This is a genomic window from Bacillus sp. AR4-2, assembly GCF_008274865.1.
GTDB classification, from domain to species: Bacteria; Bacillota; Bacilli; order Bacillales; family Bacillaceae_G; genus Bacillus_A; species Bacillus_A cereus.
On the sequence record NZ_CP031062.1, the window covers coordinates 3,595,636 to 3,613,655 of the forward strand.

The window sequence follows — 18,020 nt, forward strand, 5'->3', positions numbered from 1 at the left end:
TATTATTTCACCTCAATCGGCTCTTCAACTAATTCCCCGTTAAGAGACCAAGTTTTTGCTTCCGTTATTTTTACTTTCACAAGCTGACCAATTAAAGATTTTGAAGCGACGAAGTTTACAAGTTTATTCGTACGAGTATAACCTGCAAGTACTTCCGGATTATTTTTACTTTCCCCATCAACTAACACTTCTACAATTTGACCTTTGTAACGACTATTCTTTTCAATTGCCAACGTATTTACTAGTGTATTTAAGCGTTGAAGACGTTCTTTCTTTACTTCCATCGGTACATTATCTTTCATTTTTGCAGCTGGTGTACCTTCGCGAGGAGAGTAAATGAATGTAAAGGCAGTATCAAACCCTACTTCACGATATAACGACATCGTTTCTTCAAATTGCTCATCTGTTTCATTTGGAAAACCAACGATAATATCTGTTGTTAATACTGCATCTGGAATTGCTTCTTTAATTTTTCTTACAAGTTCTAAATAATGCTCACGCGAATATTTACGTGCCATAATTTTCAACATATCCGTACTTCCAGATTGAACTGGTAAATGGATATGTTCTACTAGGTTGCCACCTTTTCCAAGCACTTCAATTAAGTGATCATCGAAATCACGTGGATGGCTCGTTGTAAAACGAATACGGGCAATATCAACTTTACGAAGTTCGTCCATTAAATCGCCAAGACCGTATTCTATATCTTCAAAGTCTTTACCATATGCATTTACGTTTTGACCAAGTAAAGTAATTTCTTTATAACCATTTGCAGCTAAATGACGAATCTCTTGGATAATATCTTCTGGACGTCTACTTCGCTCTTTTCCGCGTGTATACGGTACAATACAATACGTACAGAATTTATCACAGCCATACATAATATTTACCCAAGCTTTAATATCACCACGACGTACTTTCGGAAGGTTTTCAATTACGTCACCTTCTTTTGACCATACTTCAACTACCGTCTCTTTCGAGAACATCGCATCTTTTAGAATGTACGGTAATCTATGAATATTATGCGTTCCAAATACCATATCTACATGCTGATTTTTTTGCATAATTTTATTTACAACAGATTCCTCTTGAGACATACAACCACATACACCAATTAAAAGGTCTGGATTTCTTCGTTTGAGTGACTTTAAATGGCCTAGCTCACCAAACACCTTATTTTCAGCATTTTCACGAATTGCACAAGTGTTTAATAAAACTACATCTGCATCCTCAGTTGAAAAAGTTGGTTCATATCCAAGTGCGGTGAAAATACCTGCCATTACTTCCGTATCATGCTCATTCATTTGACAACCATATGTACGAATATAGAACTTTCTTCCTGTACCAAAATTGCGAAACTCTTCAGGTAAGCCAAAATCCCGTTCAATTTTAACTTCTTCTTTCCCACGCTTTTTCGCATCCTTTAAGGAAGGTGGTTGATATACATTTTCAAAGTATTTACTATAATCTTTCTCTTCTTTTTTCGTAGAGGAATTTGCTTGTTGACTTGCTAATCGTTGTTGCTCGTTCATCGGTAATCTCCTTTCACCCTTAACTATACATACTCTATAGTCCATTTTAATGCGCCTAGACTCACCTCAAAAATGGTTAGATAGCTTGAGAGATAACTTGTCCTTTGAAACTTGAGTAATCAATCTAATCATTCATAAGAATGAAGTCTTCCCCACGCAAATAGACATTCCCTTTTTATCATTTCTTGTTGTCCTACCAAAAAGCATATTGCTTTATCCCTATAAACATTACCATAGTATGATGTATTTCGCCAATTTTAACAATAAAGAGGCCCTTTATTATCTTACATTTCATAAGCAATGAACTTGCCATTTTTATACAACGATTTATATATTATTTTATCATTCTGAATTTTCTAAGTAAATAAGGCTACCCTATATTTTTGTACATAAAAAAAGGTTACCAAATCGGCAACCTCCTCTTCTTACATTACATAAATTCAGCAACAAGCTCATCAAACATTTTCTGATCCATATTTAAATCAGATTTCACTAAAGGCTCTTCACTATAGCCTTTAACAAGTTCTTGATATGATGGTTGCTTAGTATTTTGATAAATTAACCCTGTTACTAAACCGTTATTTTCCATTAAAGTTTGCATAGCCATCATGCGATTAGATGGATCATATCCCTCTACTGTGCTTAGTTTCGTTAAATTCTCTTTAAACCAATCGTAAGTATTTACTTTATTGTAAGTAACACATGGGCTAAATACGTTAATTAATGAAAATCCTTTATGGTTAATACCAGCTTCAATAATTTGTGTTAATTCTTTTAAATCACTCGAAAAGCTTTGCGCCACAAATGTCGCACCAGCTGTTAAGGCCATTTCCATTACATTTAGTGATGGTTCAATTGAACCTTGTGGTGTGCTTTTCGTTTTAAATCCAGCTTCACTACGTGGTGAAGTTTGCCCTTTTGTTAATCCGTAAATTTGGTTATCCATTACGATGTACGTAATGTCGATATTACGACGAATAGAATGGATTGTATGACCCATACCAATCGCAAACCCATCACCGTCACCACCTGAAGCGATAACTGTTAAATCACGATTTGCCATTTTCACACCTTGCGCAATTGGAAGGGCACGACCATGAATACTATGCACACCATATGAATTAATATAACCTGAAATACGGCCTGAACAGCCGATACCAGAAATAACAGCAAGTTCATCTGGATTTAGGCCAACGTTAGCTGCCGCACGTTGAATTGCAGCTTGCACTGAGAAGTCTCCGCAACCTGGGCACCAGTTTGGCTTTACACTGTTACGAAAGTCCTTAAATGTTGCCATTTAATACAACCCCTTTTTTGCATTCGTTGTAAATCTCTTTCGGCAAGAATGGGTTTCCATCATATTTTAAAAGACTAGAAATTTTCTCACCATTACCAAGATTCATTTTCATAATGTTAGCAAGCTGACCTGTTGCATTGTTTTCTACTACTACAACACGCTTCGCCTTTTTCACAAGTGGATCGATTTCAGCTGTTGGGAACGGGTGAATTAAACGCACATGAGCATGGTTTACTTTCATACCCTCTTGTTCTAAACGCGTCATTGCCTCTTCGATCGCACCACGAGTTGAGTTAAATCCAACAAGCAATACGTCTGCTTCTTCATGCTTAACATTTTTATAAACAGGGGTATTAAACTTCAAGTTCTCCATTTTACGGAAACGTTTGTCCATTTGATCTTTACGGTTTATTGCTGATTCGGATGGTTTTCCAGTTTCATCATGTTCTACACCTGTAACATGGTGAACACCATTTTTCATACCAGGTAAAACACGTGGTGAAACGCCGTCTTCTGTTACTTCATAACGCTTGAAGTATGCTTTATTTTCACGTTCTGGTAATTCTACTTCTAAATCAAGCTTACCACGACGAATTTCCACTTTATCTAATTTAAGTGGTTCTACTGTTTGTTTTCCTAAAGAAAGCTGTAAATCTGTTAAGAAAATAACAGGAACTTGATATTCTTCAGATAAGTTAAATGCTTCTACAATGTCATAGAAAGCTTCTTCAACTGTACTTGGCGCCATTACGATTTTTGGAATTTCACCATGCGTACCGTAAATCATCGCCATTAAGTCAGACTGTTCTTGCTTAGTTGGTAATCCTGTACTTGGGCCGCCACGTTGTGTATCAACAATTACTAATGGAGTTTCTGTAATACCTGCTAAACCGATTGCTTCCATCATTAATGAAAGACCTGGACCAGCAGATGCCGTTAATGTACGAACACCAGCATAGTTTGCACCGATTGCCATTGTACAAGCTGCGATTTCATCCTCAGTTTGGATTACTGTTCCGCCGACTTTCGGTAATTTTTTAATTAAGTATTCCATAATTTCTGATGCAGGTGTGATTGGGTATGCTGACATAAAACGAGCACCACCAGCTACCGCACCAAATGCGATTGCATCGTTTCCAATCATAAACATGCGTTTTTTACCATCAGCTTTTTCAAGCTGCATCATGTTTACTTTCTCACCTAGTAATTCTTTCATATATTGAGAGCCGCGTTTAATTGCGTCCATATTCTTTTGAACGACTTGCTCTCCTTTACGACCAAAGATTTCTTCAACAACATCTAAATAAGCTGTTTCATCTAATCCTAATACTGCACTTGATGCTCCAACAGCAACCATGTTTTTCATTAATGATGTGCCTAATTCTGAAGCAATATCTGTAAACGGTATCACATATAGATTTACATCTGTATTGTCAGGTATTGTTGGATTAAATTTCGCATCCGCAACTACAATTCCACCTGGACGTAGTTCGTGGAAATTAAAATCAATTGTTTCTTGGTCAAAAGCAATTAAAATATCTAAATCATCTGAGATCGCTCGTACTTCTGTTGTACTTACACGAATTTTATTATTTGTATGGCCGCCTTTTATACGTGATGAGAAGTGGCGGTAACCGTATAGGTAATATCCTAATCGGTTTAATGCAATACAGAAGATTTCTCCTGTACTTTCAATTCCTTCACCTTGTTGGCCTCCAACTTTCCATGAAAGTTGACTAATCATCTCCTACACCCCTTTTGGCTGCATTCATTGTAGTGTATTTTTTTACAGTAATAGTTTAGCATTTTTTATGCAAATAAACTACAACGGACGCAAATTATGCCTCTTCTGATTTCCCTGAATCTTTAGTATAAAGCTATTTTGTTTTTCATTCTAGTATTAGGTCTTAAAAAAAGCAATAAAATCAAATGAATTAATTTTAATTTTTCTGAATTTTAAACCAAAACTTAAAAACTCATATGTTCTACAAAATTATCATATAAAAATCGTTCTACAGTAGATGCAGCATAGTGTTTACAAAGCTCATTCATTACATTTTCATAATCTCGATAAACTGATACATTTACAACTGTTTCTAAAATCCCATCAAAATCTGAACCAAATCCTATATTGTACTCTCCACCTAATGAACAAATATATTCGATATGTCTTACTATATCTGTTATATTTGCTTCATTTTCATTCGTTAGAAACTGCGGTACAAAAGTGACACCGATCATGCCATTTTTCTTTATAAGAGCTTTAAGTTGTTCATCGTTTAAATTACGTGGGTGCTCGCAAAGTTTCATACAATTTGAGTGGGAAGCAATAGGATTTTTTGCAATCTCTATAACATCCCAAAAACTTCTTTCATTCAGATGAGACACATCAGTCCATACATGTAGCGCATTCAGTTCTTGTACAACCTGTTTACCAAAATTCGTTAAACCCGCCCCACGTGTCTCTAGCGCACCATCAGCTAAGAGATTGGCATAATTCCATGTTAGTCCAAAAGAACGTACTCCCAGGCGATACAACAACCGTAATTTCATTGCTTCTTTTCCAATTGCTTCGCATCCTTCTAGTGTTAATATCGCTCCAACCTCGTCCTGTTTTAACATGTTAATATCATCTTTTGTCTGAATAAACTTTACACCTGGTAGGGATAAAATTTCATTATAAAAAATATCTACCATTTGTAATGCTGCTTCAAATCGGTTTTCATATGCCACTGTTTCTGGTACATATATAGCAAAACATTGTATACTTCCTTTTCTTCTCTTTAACTGTTCAAATGTAATATGTAATTGTGAATCATCGTTAAAATTCCTTTTCCCTTGTGCACTCCATAACTGAAGAAGCACGTCACAATGAGCATCAAAAATTTTCATTTTCATTCCTCCATTATAAAAACAACCTGTTTGCATACTGCAAACAGGTTGTTTAAAACTTAACGAGGTTCTACAATTAATTTTATTGCTGTACGCTCTTCGCCATCAATCATAATATCTGTAAACGCTGGGATACAAATCAGGTCCAAACCACTAGGCGCTACAAATCCTCTTGCAATTGCTACTGCCTTTACCGCTTGGTTCAATGCACCTGCACCAATAGCTTGAATTTCTGCTGTTCCGCGTTCGCGAATAACACCTGCAAGTGCACCAGCTACAGAATTAGGGACCGACGTTGCTTTAACTTTTAATATTTCCATTCCGCGTTTCCTCCTCGTTTCTTTAAAAAGTATTAGCAATTATTTCACTTTAACTTATATTCACGAGGAATGGCGCGTATTCCTGCTAAATTTTCGTAATTTTTCTAAAAAATTAAAATATAATAACTTATCTAAAATTTAACGAGAATTTACTCAAAAAATGGTTGATCGTCATTAATTAAAATACGTTCAATTTTCTTTGCTTTTCCTGTATTTGGATCCACATCAATTAACACTGCACTTAATTGCGTTCTACCATTTGTTACTTCAAATCGTACTGGTAAGTTTGTTAAAAACTTCTTCAATACTGCTTCTCTGTCCATACCTAATATTCCGTCATATGGCCCTGTCATCCCAACATCTGTAATGTATGCTGTTCCGCTTGGTAAAATACGGTTATCTGCTGTAGGGACATGCGTATGCGTACCTACTACTGCTGTAGCACGCCCATCTACATACCAACCTAGCGCTTGTTTTTCACTTGTAGTCTCTGCATGGAAATCAACAAAGATAATATTCGTACGTTTTTTCGCAATATTAATTAATTCATCCACTTTACGGAATGGACAATCAATCGGAGGAAGGAAAGTACGTCCTTGTAAGTTAATAACTGCAACTTCTGTTCCATTACAGTTCACAAAGATAAGTCCTTTTCCTGGAGTTCCTTCTGGGAAGTTAGCTGGTCTTGCAAGATATTTTGCATCATCGATGAATTCAAATACTTCACGATTATCCCAAGCGTGGTTTCCAAGTGTAACTGCTTGCGCCCCACATTCTAAAAAGTTTCGATATATTTTTTCTGTAATCCCACGGCCACCTGCTGCGTTTTCTCCATTAATGATTGTTACTGTAGGTGTATATTTTTTCTTTAATGCCGGTACGTATTGTTGAATCATACCTCTACCAGGAGATCCTACTACATCCCCAACAAATAATATTCTCATATGTCTTACCCTTTCTATGTACTGCATTTTTTATTGCTATAGCATCAAGTAAATTCCTTATAATATGTTTATTATAAGTTTGTTTCACTTTTATACTATATAACTAACTGTCTTTATTTTATCCAATTCCAACACAAAAAAATAAAGTGGTGTTTCACCACTTTATTTTGCGTATTCCACTGCACGTGTTTCACGAATAACAGTTACTTTAATATGTCCTGGGTAATCCAGTTCATTTTCAATACGTTTTCGGATATCACGAGCTAAGCGATGAGCTTCTAAGTCATCGATTGTATCTGGTTTTACCAAAATACGAACTTCACGTCCTGCTTGAATTGCAAATGACTTTTCAACGCCTTCATAAGACTCTGAAATCTCTTCTAACTTTTCAAGACGACGAATATAGTTTTCAAGTGTTTCACTACGAGCTCCCGGTCTTGCAGCTGATAAAGCATCTGCTGCTGCAACTAAAACTGCAATGATAGAAGTTGGTTCTGTGTCACCATGGTGAGATGCGATACTGTTTATAACTACAGGATGCTCTTTATATTTCGTTGCAAGTTCAACACCAATTTCAACGTGGCTTCCTTCTACTTCATGGTCAATCGCTTTTCCGATATCATGTAATAGACCTGCACGTCTTGCTAGTTTTTCATCCTCGCCAAGCTCTGCCGCCATAAGTCCAGTTAAATATGCAACTTCCATAGAGTGTTTTAAGACGTTTTGACCATAACTTGTACGGTATTTTAAACGACCTAAAATTTTAATTAAATCTGGATGTAATCCGTGAACACCCACTTCAAACGTTGTTTGCTCTCCGACTTCGCGAATATACTCGTCCACTTCACGTCTTGATTTTTCGACCATCTCTTCAATACGCGCTGGGTGAATACGTCCGTCCTGTACTAGTTTATCAAGAGCGATACGAGCTGTTTCACGACGAATTGGGTCGAATCCAGAAAGGATTACCGCCTCTGGTGTATCATCGATAATTAAGTCAATACCCGTTAACGTTTCTAACGTACGAATATTACGACCTTCACGCCCGATAATACGTCCCTTCATTTCGTCATTTGGAAGATTTACAACCGAAACGGTTGTTTCAGCAACATGATCAGCTGCACATCTTTGCATTGCAAGAGATAAAATCTCTTTTGCTTTCTTATCCGCTTCTTCTTTCGCGCGAACTTCACTTTCTTTTACCATAACAGCGATTTCATGAGAAACTTCACTTTCTACTTTACCAAGAATAATTGCTTTCGCTTGTTCGCGTGTCAGATTGGAAATGCGCTCTAATTCTGTTTGTTGCTTTTGAACTAACTCTCCCACTTTGCTTTCCAACTCTTCAATCTGTTGTTGTCTCGCTACAAGAGATTCCTCTTTCTTCTCTAACTGTTGCTCGCGTTTATCGAGCGTTTCGTCTTTACGATCAAGGTTCTCTTCTTTTTGCATTAAACGATTTTCTTGTTTTTGTAATTCGCTTCTACGGTCACGAATTTCTAATTCAGCTTCTGTACGAAGTGTATGAATTTCATCCTTTGCTTCTAAAAGCGCTTCTTTCTTAAGTGCTTCAGCATCACGATTCGCTTCGTCTAAAATACGTCTCGCTTCATTAGCCGCACCATTAATCTTCGCTTCAGCAATAGACTTTCGAACAAAAAAGCCAACAACTGCACCGACTGTTGCAAGCAAAATGGAGATGAGTATCCAAACTGTACTCGTCATGATTTCACCTCCCCTTGCTATGAATGAAAAAAGACTGTCGGCATGTACATTGAATTACAACATACAGCAAAGACCGTCGTCCCGCTTTTTTAAGGGACTTTCTTCATTTCACAATTAAAATGTCATATTATTATTTCGGTAAGATTTAAACCTTACTCCGAATATTACTTCTCTTCTTGAGAAGAGTATATTGTATATAAGAAAAAATATACATTCTCATTGTATCTATCGTAATTTTCATTGTCAAGCGTTGTCTACTTTTACTTTCTTTGCCTTCAGCCTTGAATGTGACCTAAATTTTAAAAGTAAGGAGCCTACTATACTGGAAAACCTTAGTAATTCCCATTTCTTTTACTTAAAATATTTAAATATCCCTCTTTACACAACGCATTTGAAGTAAAAAAATATTTTTTATCTATAATATTATGCTCCTTAATAGTAGATAAAAAAATAAAAGACACGAGGCCGTGTCTTTTATTTTTTTAATCAAGAAGAGTTGAATCTTCTGCGCCCTCAGCACCAGAATCTTCACTAATTCCGTGATGCTCACGAATAAAGAAGGCAATTTCTTCTCTTAAATCTGTATTTTCTTTTAAGAACTGCTTCGAATTTTCACGACCTTGTCCTAGGCGTTCTTCATTATAAGAATACCAAGCACCGCTCTTTTGAACGATATCAAGCTCAGAAGCCATATCCAAGATTTCACCTTCTCTTGAAATACCTTCTCCGTACATAATATCAACTTCAGCAACACGGAATGGTGGTGCTACTTTATTTTTCACTACTTTTACTTTTGTTTTATTACCAACGATGTCGTTACCTTGCTTTAATTGCTCCGCACGACGCACTTCAAGACGGACAGTTGAATAGAATTTCAACGCACGACCACCTGGAGTTGTTTCTGGGTTTCCGAACATAACCCCAACTTTTTCACGAATTTGGTTAATAAAGATTGCAATTGTTTTTGATTTGTTGATTGCTCCTGAAAGCTTACGAAGTGCTTGTGACATTAAACGTGCTTGTAAACCTACGTGTGAGTCACCCATGTCGCCTTCAATCTCTGCTTTCGGTACAAGAGCTGCTACAGAGTCAATTACGATAATGTCAACCGCACCACTTCGTACAAGTGCTTCCGCGATTTCTAATCCTTGCTCCCCTGTATCAGGCTGTGATAATAGTAATTCATCTATGTTAACGCCTAATTTTTGTGCATATACAGGATCCATTGCGTGCTCCGCATCGATGAATGCTGCTTGTCCACCTTGACGTTGTACTTCTGCAATTGCATGTAATGAAACTGTCGTTTTACCTGAACTTTCAGGTCCGTAAATTTCGATAATACGGCCACGTGGATATCCGCCTACCCCTAGTGCCACATCAAGTGCTAAAGAACCACTAGAAACTGTAGAAACTCTACGCTCCGCTTGTTCTCCTAATTTCATAATTGAACCTTTACCGAATTGCTTCTCTATTTGTTTTAACGCCATATCTAACGCTGCTTGACGATCACTCATTCAAAATTCCTCCTTAACTGAATTGCTAATCTTATTATACCTATTTTCAATTCAATTTGCCAACAAAAATCGAACATTTATTCGATTTTTTTATTTTCTATCAAATAATATCTAAATTTAACCGTAAAAAAACTAGAAGAAACTTATATCTCTTCTAGCTTTTTATATAAATGATAAAATCCATATTTTGCTGTTCGTTCTCTAATTTGTTGACGACTTCCGCTTAAATTAAGAGGAAAGACTACAGTTGGTTCATCCTTAATAGAAAGCCCAACAAATACTGTTCCTGGTTCTTTCTGTTCTGAAGCATCTGGCCCTGCTACACCAGTGAAACTAATTCCGATATCCGCTTTTAGTACATCCTTAACATTTTCAGCAAGATAACGAGCACATTCTTTACTAACTGCACCATCAGTATGCAACACTTCTTCAGGCACACGTAAAACATGTTGCTTCACATCATTATGATAACAAATGACACCGCCTTTAAACACAGAAGAAACACCAGCGTTTTCAGTTACTTGATTTCCAAAAAGACCACCTGTTAAACTTTCTGCACACGCTAAAGTTAACCCTTTTCTCTTCAATAACTCGATTGCCTTATAATGCAAAAATTCTTGGTCATATCCGTAGAAAAATTCTCCTACTCTTTCTAAAATCAAATCTTCCACATATTGAATTAGTTTCTCCGCTTCGCTAACATTTTGATGCTTAGCGGTTAAACGTAATGTCACTTCTCCATCATTTGCTAATGGGGCAATTGTTGGGTTTGTTTGTCCATCAATTAAATCTTGAACTTTCACCTCTAATTGGGACTCCCCAATACCGAAGAAACGAAGCACACGAGAATAAATGTTTTCTCCTGTTGTAAAATTACGTAAAAAAGGCTCTACGTAACTTACATACATTGGTTTCATCTCTTTTGGCGGCCCTGGTAATAAAATATAAACTTTTCCGTTCTTATTTACCCCCATACCCGGCGCCATACCGTGGTCATTTGCAAATACTGTTGCTCCATTTAAAACGAGCGCTTGCTTTTTATTATTCTCCGTAAATTCACGGCCTGTACGCTTAAAGTAATTACTTATTAAGGCTAATGCCTTTTCATCATACACAAGCTCTTCATCTAAACTAGTAGCTATCGTTTCTTTCGTTAAATCATCTTTTGTCGGTCCTAATCCACCTGTGAAAATAAGTATATCAGCACGTTCTTCCGCAGCTTCAATCGCCTTTTGCAATCGCTTATTATTATCACCAACAACAGTATGATAGTACACGTTAATTCCGATTGAAGCTAACTTTTCAGATAAAAACTGGGCATTTGTATTTGCAATTTGTCCAAGTAATAATTCAGTTCCAACCGCAATAATCTCAGCATTCATCCCAATTCCCCCATAAACTTCTATTTTGAGTTTACAAAAGCAGCTCTATTTTTCCAGAAATAATCCCATCCTGAAATAACAGTAAAGATTAATGCAATCCATATGAAGATATCCGCAACTGGAATATGGATTAAATTTAAAGGTACATCGTGTAATAAATATGCTGCAATCGCAATAATTTGTGTCCATGTCTTAATTTTTCCTAGCTGGTTTGCTGCAACTACTTCCCCTGTTCCAGCAAGTACAAGACGTAAACCAGTTACCGCAAACTCACGACTGATAATTACAATAACAATCCAAGCCGGTACATATTGCATCTCTACCAATGTAATAAGTGCTGCCGAAACAAGTAATTTATCAGCTAACGGGTCAAGAAACTTCCCTAAATTCGTTACAAGATTATATTTTCTTGCGTAATGTCCATCAATCCAATCTGTAGCTGAAGCAATGATAAAGATAAGTGCCCCCACTAAATGTTGAATCGGTAAATCAACATCACCAATTTTGTATGAACCCCAATCAAAGGGTGCTAACATAATTACCATAAAAATTGGAATTAAGAAGATTCTAGATATTGTAATTTTATTTGGTAAATTCACAGCTATTCCTCCATCATATCAAAAACATTTGTTCATCGAAAAAAAGTCATCGAAGCGATGACTGTTATTGTGCAGGTTGCTCTATCCCTTGGTTTTTTATCACCAATCTTTGGTGAAGTTCTTTTTCTGGATCCAATGGATAAGCGACCACTTGGCCATTCAGTTTAACTTCAACATTCGTTGCATTTCCAATATTAAGTCGCACTTCTTTTAATGTTGATACATCACGTTTTTCTATTTGGCCCTCTTGTACTGTAGCGTTTAGAATCACATTCCCAGCTTCATCTTTAACATCTACATAACTCGCACCTTTACCCGATAATTCCAGTTCTAATGTTTTATTATTATGAATTTCCAAAGTAGATACCTTTCCAGTTGTTCCAACTACTTTCACTTCTTGCTGTCCAGTTGGTTGTGCTGGTTGCTCCTCTTTCTTTGGTTCTTCTTTCTTTGGTTCCTCTTTTTTTGGTTCCTCTTTTTTTGGCTCTTCCGCTTTCACTTCATCTTTCTTCGTATCTAACGGAGAATCTTTCGCTTTTTGAACTTCAATTTTCTCACTTTGAGCGCTCGGAACTTTTTCATCATCTTTTCCAGTTAACGCTTGAAACACAAACCAGATTACCACTCCAACTGCGATTACTAACAGCGCAACTAAGATTTTCGGCATGTGATCTGCAATTGGCCATGATGAAGATTTTTGCATTGTTTCTTGTGTTTTTTGTCCCGTTGATACTTGTGGAACTTCACGCTTTTCAGATTGTGGTATCGTACTCTGATGTTCTACGAGCAGTTCCTCTCCATTTAATCCAACCGCATCTGCGTATTGTTTAATGAATGCACGTGCATAAAAAGCTCCTGGCAATACATCATAATTGCCTTCTTCAATTGCCACTAAATGGCGTTTTTGAATTTTTGTAATCTCATGCAGCTGATCAATAGACAAGCCTTTCGCTTCTCTTGCTTCTTTCAGCTTTTGTCCCAATTCCGTCACTACTAACACCTCAATATTTCTTTAAAAGTCAAACATAGAGAAATTATTTTGCGTACCTTGCTCAATTTCATCTACTAAATTATATTGAATTTCTTCATCATAATCGTTACGCAACTCGATAATATAATCAAAATCATCCAATGTGTATTCTGACTGACTCACAAATACATCAGGATGTTCCACAACTTTCGTTGCAGGCAATCTCATAATTTCACGAACGAGCTGCCAATGTCTTTCGTTAGCACGCTTCGTTGACACAATTCCATCTAGGATGAAAATATTGTCATCGCTATACTCATCTTCAATTAATTGACTACGAACAGTTTGCTTAATAAGAGTAGATGATACAAATAACCACCTTTTATTTGCACAAACACTTGCAGCAACAATGGATTCTGTTTTTCCGACACGAGGCATTCCGCGTATCCCAATTAGTTTATGGCCTTCTTTTTTCATAATTTCTGCCATAAAGTCTACAAGTAAGCCTAATTCATCACGCACAAATCGAAATGTTTTCTTATCATCTGCATCTCGTTGTATGTACCTACCATGCCTAACCGCTAGCTTATCTCTTAGCTTGGGCGGACGATATTTCGTTACCGTTATGTTATCCATCGTATTTAAAATTGATTCAAGTCTAGAGATTTGCTCTTGATTATCACACATAAGAAGTAACCCACGTCGTGCATTATCTACACCATTAATTGTGACAATATTAATGCCGAGCATACCGATTAACGAAGAAACGTCACCAAGCAAGCCAGGTCGGTTTTTATGTATTTCATATTCAAAATACCATTCAATCATCCAAGATCACTCCCCTTGCTTACTTTACACCTACGTACTATATTATATGATTTCACCTTAATAGGGAAGCTAAATGTATAATCTACCCTGTGTAATTATTATACAAAAAAAGTAGAGAGGAGAATCTCCTCTCTACTTTTACTTATGTTGTACGAACTTAACCATTAAATTTGCAATTGTATGTTGCTCCTGTTCATCAGCAACTTTCCAAAGCTCAGCTAATAATTTCTCTTGGTCATTGCGTCCTTCTACTTCATTAGCAAGATAGTCGCCAACACGAAACGCCATATCTGATACCGCACCGCCATCTAAACCTTTGTCTTGCGCTTGCTCTAAACGTTCTCCTAAAAAGCTCTTCCACTGATCAAAATTATCTAATACTGACATAATTAAGCACCTCACTATTGAGTAATAAAATCATCCTTAATTTGTGCAACTATTCATTTTTTATGTAAGAATTTTTTAGCAGTGCCAACCGCCATTCACTCCGATAATTTGTCCAGTTATGTAAGACGCTCCTGGTGATACGAGGAATGAAACTGTTTTCGCTACTTCTTCTGGTAATCCTATTCTACCTAATGGTATATCTTCAGCAATTCCCATTTTATCTTCTTCAGAAAAAACACTTAACATTTCCGTTTCAATTGCTCCTGGTGCTACTGCATTCACACGTAATCCACTTAAAGAAACTTCTTTCGCTAAAGCTTTCACATATGAATTTTGTGCCCCTTTTACCATTGAATAAAGCACTTCACAAGAAGCCCCTATTTGTCCCCATATAGATGAAACAATTACAATATTACCACTTCTTCTCCCGATCATAGGCGGAAGTGCCATAGAAAGTAATTTATATACGTTCTTCACTTGAAGTTCTACCATATAATCCAATTCATCGTTTGTTACATCTGTTACTAGTCCAAAAATACTCTTCCCAGCTGCGTATACAATAACATCAATAGGATGTTCAATTTGTCCCCACAATTGCTCTGCTCCATCACTAGAAGCTAAATTCGCTTGAACAGGGATAACTTCTCCCCATGCCTTCTGCAATTCCAATACCTTTTCTTCATTGTTATTGTAATGAACATAAACTGTATATCCATCTTGAATTAATTGTTTCGAAATAGCACAGCCAATTCCTCCGCTCCCTCCAGTTACTAACGCATACTTTTTCATAAAGTCCCTCTCTTATCTCTACAAGTTCAATTTTCACATAACTAAATAATACCCTCATCTTACAATTTTTCAATGATAAGATGAGGGTATCTTTTTAATTTTATTTTTTCGGTAACACCTGACAAATACTCATTTTGTCTTCTGATAACAATAATTTCGCTACTTCTTGTAAGTCTTGAACGGTTAGTCCTTCTAATACAGTCAATGCGTCAAACAGGCTAGATTCATTAAACGCGTATCGTGTAAATTGATTTGCAATATATTCTGGTGAATTCAACGAGCGTAAAAAACCACCAATTTTCTTTTTCTTCACTCGTTCTAATGCCGCCGCATCTAATTGATCATAATCTGTTTTTAATAAAATATCTTTTAAACGATTTGCCAATTCATCAGGTTGTTTCGTATCACCGCCAACCATTGCAAAACCGAAGTTATTTTCTTCTGTATAGTCATACGAGAATGAATCATCAATAAGCCCTTCATTATATAAAGTTTCGTAATGAACAGAACTTTTTCCAAATAAATAATCTAAGAGTAACGTAAGCGCAATTTCTTGTTTTAAAAGCGCTTGCCCCTTTTCCTTTAAATTAGTCGCTTTAATACCAACTAAACATTTCGGTGTTTGCACAGGCATTGAAATAATTTTTTTCTTTTCATTTACCTCATTTGGTTCTTTTTCAAATGAACGCACAATTTCTGGCTGGTTTTTATAATCTTTTTTCGCTTGATTTTCACGTACTAAATCCATTGTTTTCTCTGGATCAATTGCACCCACAACAAATAATAACATATTGCTCGGATGATAAAATGTTTCATAACATTCATACAATAAATCTTTCGTAATTTTACTAATAGATTCGATTGTCCCTGCAATATCAATTTTAATTGGGTGTTTTACAAACAAGCTATCAATTAACCCGAAGTACAAACGCCAATCTGGGTTATCTTGATACATTTGAATTTCTTGCCCAATTATCCCCTTCTCTTTTTCAACCGTTTTTTCAGAGAAATAAGGCTCTTGCACGAAGTTTAGCAATGTATTTAAATTTTGTTCTACGTTTGAAGTACATGAAAAAAGGTAAGCTGTTCGTGTAAAGGATGTAAAAGCATTTGCCGATGCTCCTTGTTTACTAAACAATTGGAAAGCATCGTGATCTTCTTTTTCAAATAATTTATGCTCAAGAAAATGTGCAATTCCATCAGGCACACGAATCATTTCTTCTTTCCCTAATGGTACAAATGTATTATCTACAGAACCATATTTCGTCGTAAACGTCGCAAATGTTTTATTAAATCCTTGTTTCGGTAAAACATATACATCTAATCCATTAGGAAGTTTTTCATAATAGAGTGTTTCTTTTAATTGCTCATAAACAATTTTCTCCATTTACTCTCCCTCCGTTCCTTGTAAAAAGTAAATTGTATCTAGTTCAATATTTTTAGCAACTTTTACAATTTCTTCTTTCGTCACACTTTCTATACCTGTAAGCCATTCTTCAACTGGACGTGTACGATCTGAAATAATACCATGATATAGCATTTCTACAAAGCCACGTGGTGTATCAATTGCCTCTAATATTTGATTTTGGATGACACTTTTTGTTTGATGTATTTCTTCTTCAGAAAACTCTCCGTTTTGCATCGCAAGCATTTGTTCTTTAATAATCTCAACTGCTTTTTCATAATTTTTCGCTTCGATTCCTGACATAACAAATAATAAACCTTTATGACTTTCAAAGCGCGATGCTGCATAGTACGCTAAACTATTTTTTTCACGCACATTTACGAATAACTTCGAATGAGAAAAGCCACCAAACAATCCATTGAACAATTGCAATGCAAAATAATCTTCATCTTTATATGTGACAAATGTACGATAACCGATGTGTAATTTACTTTGTTTTAATTCTTGTTTTTCAACAACTTCTTTTTCTTCATTGTTTCGTCTATGAAGGAGTACATTTCTTTCTCTCACTGGACGAGTTGAAATAGAAAAATACTTACTTACAAGATCAACGGCGTTTTCTGAAATATCACCAATAATATATAGATCCATTTCATCTTCCGCTAACACCTTTTGATAATACTGATACAAACTTTCATTTGTAATAGACATAACACTCTCTTTTTTTCCATTTGCACTTAAACGATACGGTTCTACTTTGCACATTTCTTCAATTAAACGCTCGTTTGCATAACGCATTTTATCATCATAAGTAGCTTCAATTCTCTGTAACAGTGCTCTTTTTTCACTTTCTACGATAGAAGATAGGAAACCGTTCCCCTCCGTTGCTGGATGTAACACAATATCTGACAACATAGAAAGCGCTTTTTCAAATAACGGTGGTGCATCATGTAAATAAACTTCATTTGCAATGTCTACATAAATGGAGATAATATGGTCTTCCCCTTTTTTACTTACATCTACCGCTAAAGAAGATCCGTATAATTCTTCTAAATATTGACGAAGACGAATTACAGAAGGTAATTTTTCTGTCGCACTTTGCAATACGTATGGCAATAGGGCACGCTCTGTCACCGTCTCCTCATTTAAAGGCGCTTTAAAACGAAATACAAAGGTATTCGTTTTATATTTATCAGTCGGAATAATATGTACGCGCAAACCACCTAACTCATGTAGTTGTTGTTCCATTAGTTTCATTTATAGCCCTCCTTTACGTATATAGGAATATTCCTCTTCAATATACAGTTTTTAGAAATAAAAAATCAACTTTTCTCCCTTATTATGCTTACATATGATTCTTTCTAAAAACTTTAATATGTAAGGAACATAGTAAAATTCCGTATTAAATATATTCTATGTAAAAAAGCCCACACTAA

16 protein-coding genes are annotated in these 18,020 nt (G+C 36.0%); all 16 read right to left on the reverse strand.

All coding sequences use genetic code 11. The features are described 5' to 3' along the window. Window positions 1-2: 2 nt before the first annotated feature. A complete protein-coding gene (gene miaB / locus DN399_RS18470; protein WP_001005378.1) occupies window positions 3-1,532 on the reverse strand; it encodes a tRNA (N6-isopentenyl adenosine(37)-C2)-methylthiotransferase MiaB in 1,530 nt (509 codons plus the stop codon). 430 nt (window positions 1,533-1,962) lie between these two features. Further along, window positions 1,963-2,829, reverse strand: a complete 867-nt coding sequence (locus DN399_RS18475) for a 2-oxoacid:ferredoxin oxidoreductase subunit beta (protein ID WP_000190155.1) — start codon at window positions 2,827-2,829, stop codon at window positions 1,963-1,965. Next, window positions 2,816-4,573, reverse strand: a complete 1,758-nt coding sequence (locus DN399_RS18480) for a 2-oxoacid:acceptor oxidoreductase subunit alpha (RefSeq protein WP_000625418.1) — start codon at window positions 4,571-4,573, stop codon at window positions 2,816-2,818. Before DN399_RS18480 ends, DN399_RS18475 begins: the two co-directional genes overlap by 14 nt. Window positions 4,574-4,797: 224 nt before the next feature. Beyond that, a complete protein-coding gene (locus DN399_RS18485; RefSeq protein ID WP_000688045.1) occupies window positions 4,798-5,721 on the reverse strand; it encodes a dipeptidase in 924 nt (307 codons plus the stop codon). Between the two features lie 59 nt (window positions 5,722-5,780). After that, window positions 5,781-6,041: a stage V sporulation protein SpoVS gene (gene spoVS / locus DN399_RS18490; RefSeq protein ID WP_000404341.1), complete on the reverse strand. Its 261-nt coding sequence runs from the start codon at window positions 6,039-6,041 to the stop codon at window positions 5,781-5,783. A gap of 149 nt (window positions 6,042-6,190) precedes the next feature. Beyond that, window positions 6,191-6,985 (reverse strand): TIGR00282 family metallophosphoesterase, encoded by a 795-nt coding sequence (locus DN399_RS18495; RefSeq protein WP_001221095.1) that lies wholly within the window; start codon window positions 6,983-6,985, stop codon window positions 6,191-6,193. Window positions 6,986-7,147: 162 nt separating this feature from the next. After that, entirely contained in the window at window positions 7,148-8,710 is a 1,563-nt protein-coding gene (gene rny, locus DN399_RS18500) for a ribonuclease Y (RefSeq protein WP_000204911.1), read from the reverse strand. A gap of 482 nt (window positions 8,711-9,192) precedes the next feature. Beyond that, the gene (recA, locus tag DN399_RS18505) at window positions 9,193-10,224 is read right to left on the reverse strand and encodes a recombinase RecA (protein ID WP_001283860.1); all 1,032 of its coding nucleotides are present in this window, start codon (window positions 10,222-10,224) and stop codon (window positions 9,193-9,195) included. Between the two features lie 143 nt (window positions 10,225-10,367). Continuing rightward, window positions 10,368-11,606 carry a competence/damage-inducible protein CinA gene (cinA, locus tag DN399_RS18510; RefSeq protein ID WP_006928395.1) on the reverse strand — a complete coding sequence of 413 codons (1,239 nt, stop codon included), beginning with the start codon at window positions 11,604-11,606 and terminating at the stop codon, window positions 10,368-10,370. Between the two features lie 20 nt (window positions 11,607-11,626). Further along, on the reverse strand, window positions 11,627-12,205 hold the full coding sequence (gene pgsA, locus DN399_RS18515; RefSeq protein ID WP_001052967.1) for a CDP-diacylglycerol--glycerol-3-phosphate 3-phosphatidyltransferase: 579 nt from the start codon (window positions 12,203-12,205) through the stop codon (window positions 11,627-11,629). A gap of 64 nt (window positions 12,206-12,269) precedes the next feature. Continuing rightward, window positions 12,270-13,196, reverse strand: a complete 927-nt coding sequence (locus tag DN399_RS18520; protein ID WP_006928386.1) for a helix-turn-helix domain-containing protein — start codon at window positions 13,194-13,196, stop codon at window positions 12,270-12,272. Between the two features lie 21 nt (window positions 13,197-13,217). Further along, a complete protein-coding gene (locus DN399_RS18525; RefSeq protein ID WP_000574107.1) occupies window positions 13,218-14,003 on the reverse strand; it encodes a DUF3388 domain-containing protein in 786 nt (261 codons plus the stop codon). Window positions 14,004-14,141: 138 nt separating this feature from the next. Further along, window positions 14,142-14,390 (reverse strand): DUF3243 domain-containing protein, encoded by a 249-nt coding sequence (locus DN399_RS18530; protein ID WP_000114450.1) that lies wholly within the window; start codon window positions 14,388-14,390, stop codon window positions 14,142-14,144. Between the two features lie 75 nt (window positions 14,391-14,465). Continuing rightward, window positions 14,466-15,179: an elongation factor P 5-aminopentanone reductase gene (gene ymfI / locus DN399_RS18535; RefSeq protein ID WP_149149890.1), complete on the reverse strand. Its 714-nt coding sequence runs from the start codon at window positions 15,177-15,179 to the stop codon at window positions 14,466-14,468. Window positions 15,180-15,279: 100 nt separating this feature from the next. After that, entirely contained in the window at window positions 15,280-16,566 is a 1,287-nt protein-coding gene (gene yfmH, locus DN399_RS18540; protein WP_016123272.1) for an EF-P 5-aminopentanol modification-associated protein YfmH, read from the reverse strand. Beyond that, complete coding sequence (yfmF, locus tag DN399_RS18545) at window positions 16,567-17,841, reverse strand: EF-P 5-aminopentanol modification-associated protein YfmF (RefSeq protein ID WP_000772418.1); 1,275 nt, start codon at window positions 17,839-17,841, stop codon at window positions 16,567-16,569. Window positions 17,842-18,020 lie beyond the last annotated feature (179 nt).

What these genes read in the sequence shown, in the direction of transcription:
- miaB (WP_001005378.1), bottom strand. Translation starts at nt 1,532, where the DNA reads ATGAACGAGCAACAACGATTAGCAAGTCAACAAGCAAATTCCTCTACG.
- DN399_RS18530 (WP_000114450.1), bottom strand. Translation starts at nt 14,390, where the DNA reads ATGTCAGTATTAGATAATTTTGATCAGTGGAAGAGCTTTTTAGGAGAA.
- rny (WP_000204911.1), bottom strand. Translation starts at nt 8,710, where the DNA reads ATGACGAGTACAGTTTGGATACTCATCTCCATTTTGCTTGCAACAGTC.
- DN399_RS18480 (WP_000625418.1), bottom strand. Translation starts at nt 4,573, where the DNA reads ATGATTAGTCAACTTTCATGGAAAGTTGGAGGCCAACAAGGTGAAGGA.
- recA (WP_001283860.1), bottom strand. Translation starts at nt 10,224, where the DNA reads ATGAGTGATCGTCAAGCAGCGTTAGATATGGCGTTAAAACAAATAGAG.
- spoVS (WP_000404341.1), bottom strand. Translation starts at nt 6,041, where the DNA reads ATGGAAATATTAAAAGTTAAAGCAACGTCGGTCCCTAATTCTGTAGCT.
- yfmF (WP_000772418.1), bottom strand. Translation starts at nt 17,841, where the DNA reads ATGAAACTAATGGAACAACAACTACATGAGTTAGGTGGTTTGCGCGTA.
- ymfI (WP_149149890.1), bottom strand. Translation starts at nt 15,179, where the DNA reads ATGAAAAAGTATGCGTTAGTAACTGGAGGGAGCGGAGGAATTGGCTGT.
- DN399_RS18495 (WP_001221095.1), bottom strand. Translation starts at nt 6,985, where the DNA reads ATGAGAATATTATTTGTTGGGGATGTAGTAGGATCTCCTGGTAGAGGT.
- cinA (WP_006928395.1), bottom strand. Translation starts at nt 11,606, where the DNA reads ATGAATGCTGAGATTATTGCGGTTGGAACTGAATTATTACTTGGACAA.
- DN399_RS18525 (WP_000574107.1), bottom strand. Translation starts at nt 14,003, where the DNA reads ATGATTGAATGGTATTTTGAATATGAAATACATAAAAACCGACCTGGC.
- DN399_RS18485 (WP_000688045.1), bottom strand. Translation starts at nt 5,721, where the DNA reads ATGAAAATTTTTGATGCTCATTGTGACGTGCTTCTTCAGTTATGGAGT.
- DN399_RS18475 (WP_000190155.1), bottom strand. Translation starts at nt 2,829, where the DNA reads ATGGCAACATTTAAGGACTTTCGTAACAGTGTAAAGCCAAACTGGTGC.
- yfmH (WP_016123272.1), bottom strand. Translation starts at nt 16,566, where the DNA reads ATGGAGAAAATTGTTTATGAGCAATTAAAAGAAACACTCTATTATGAA.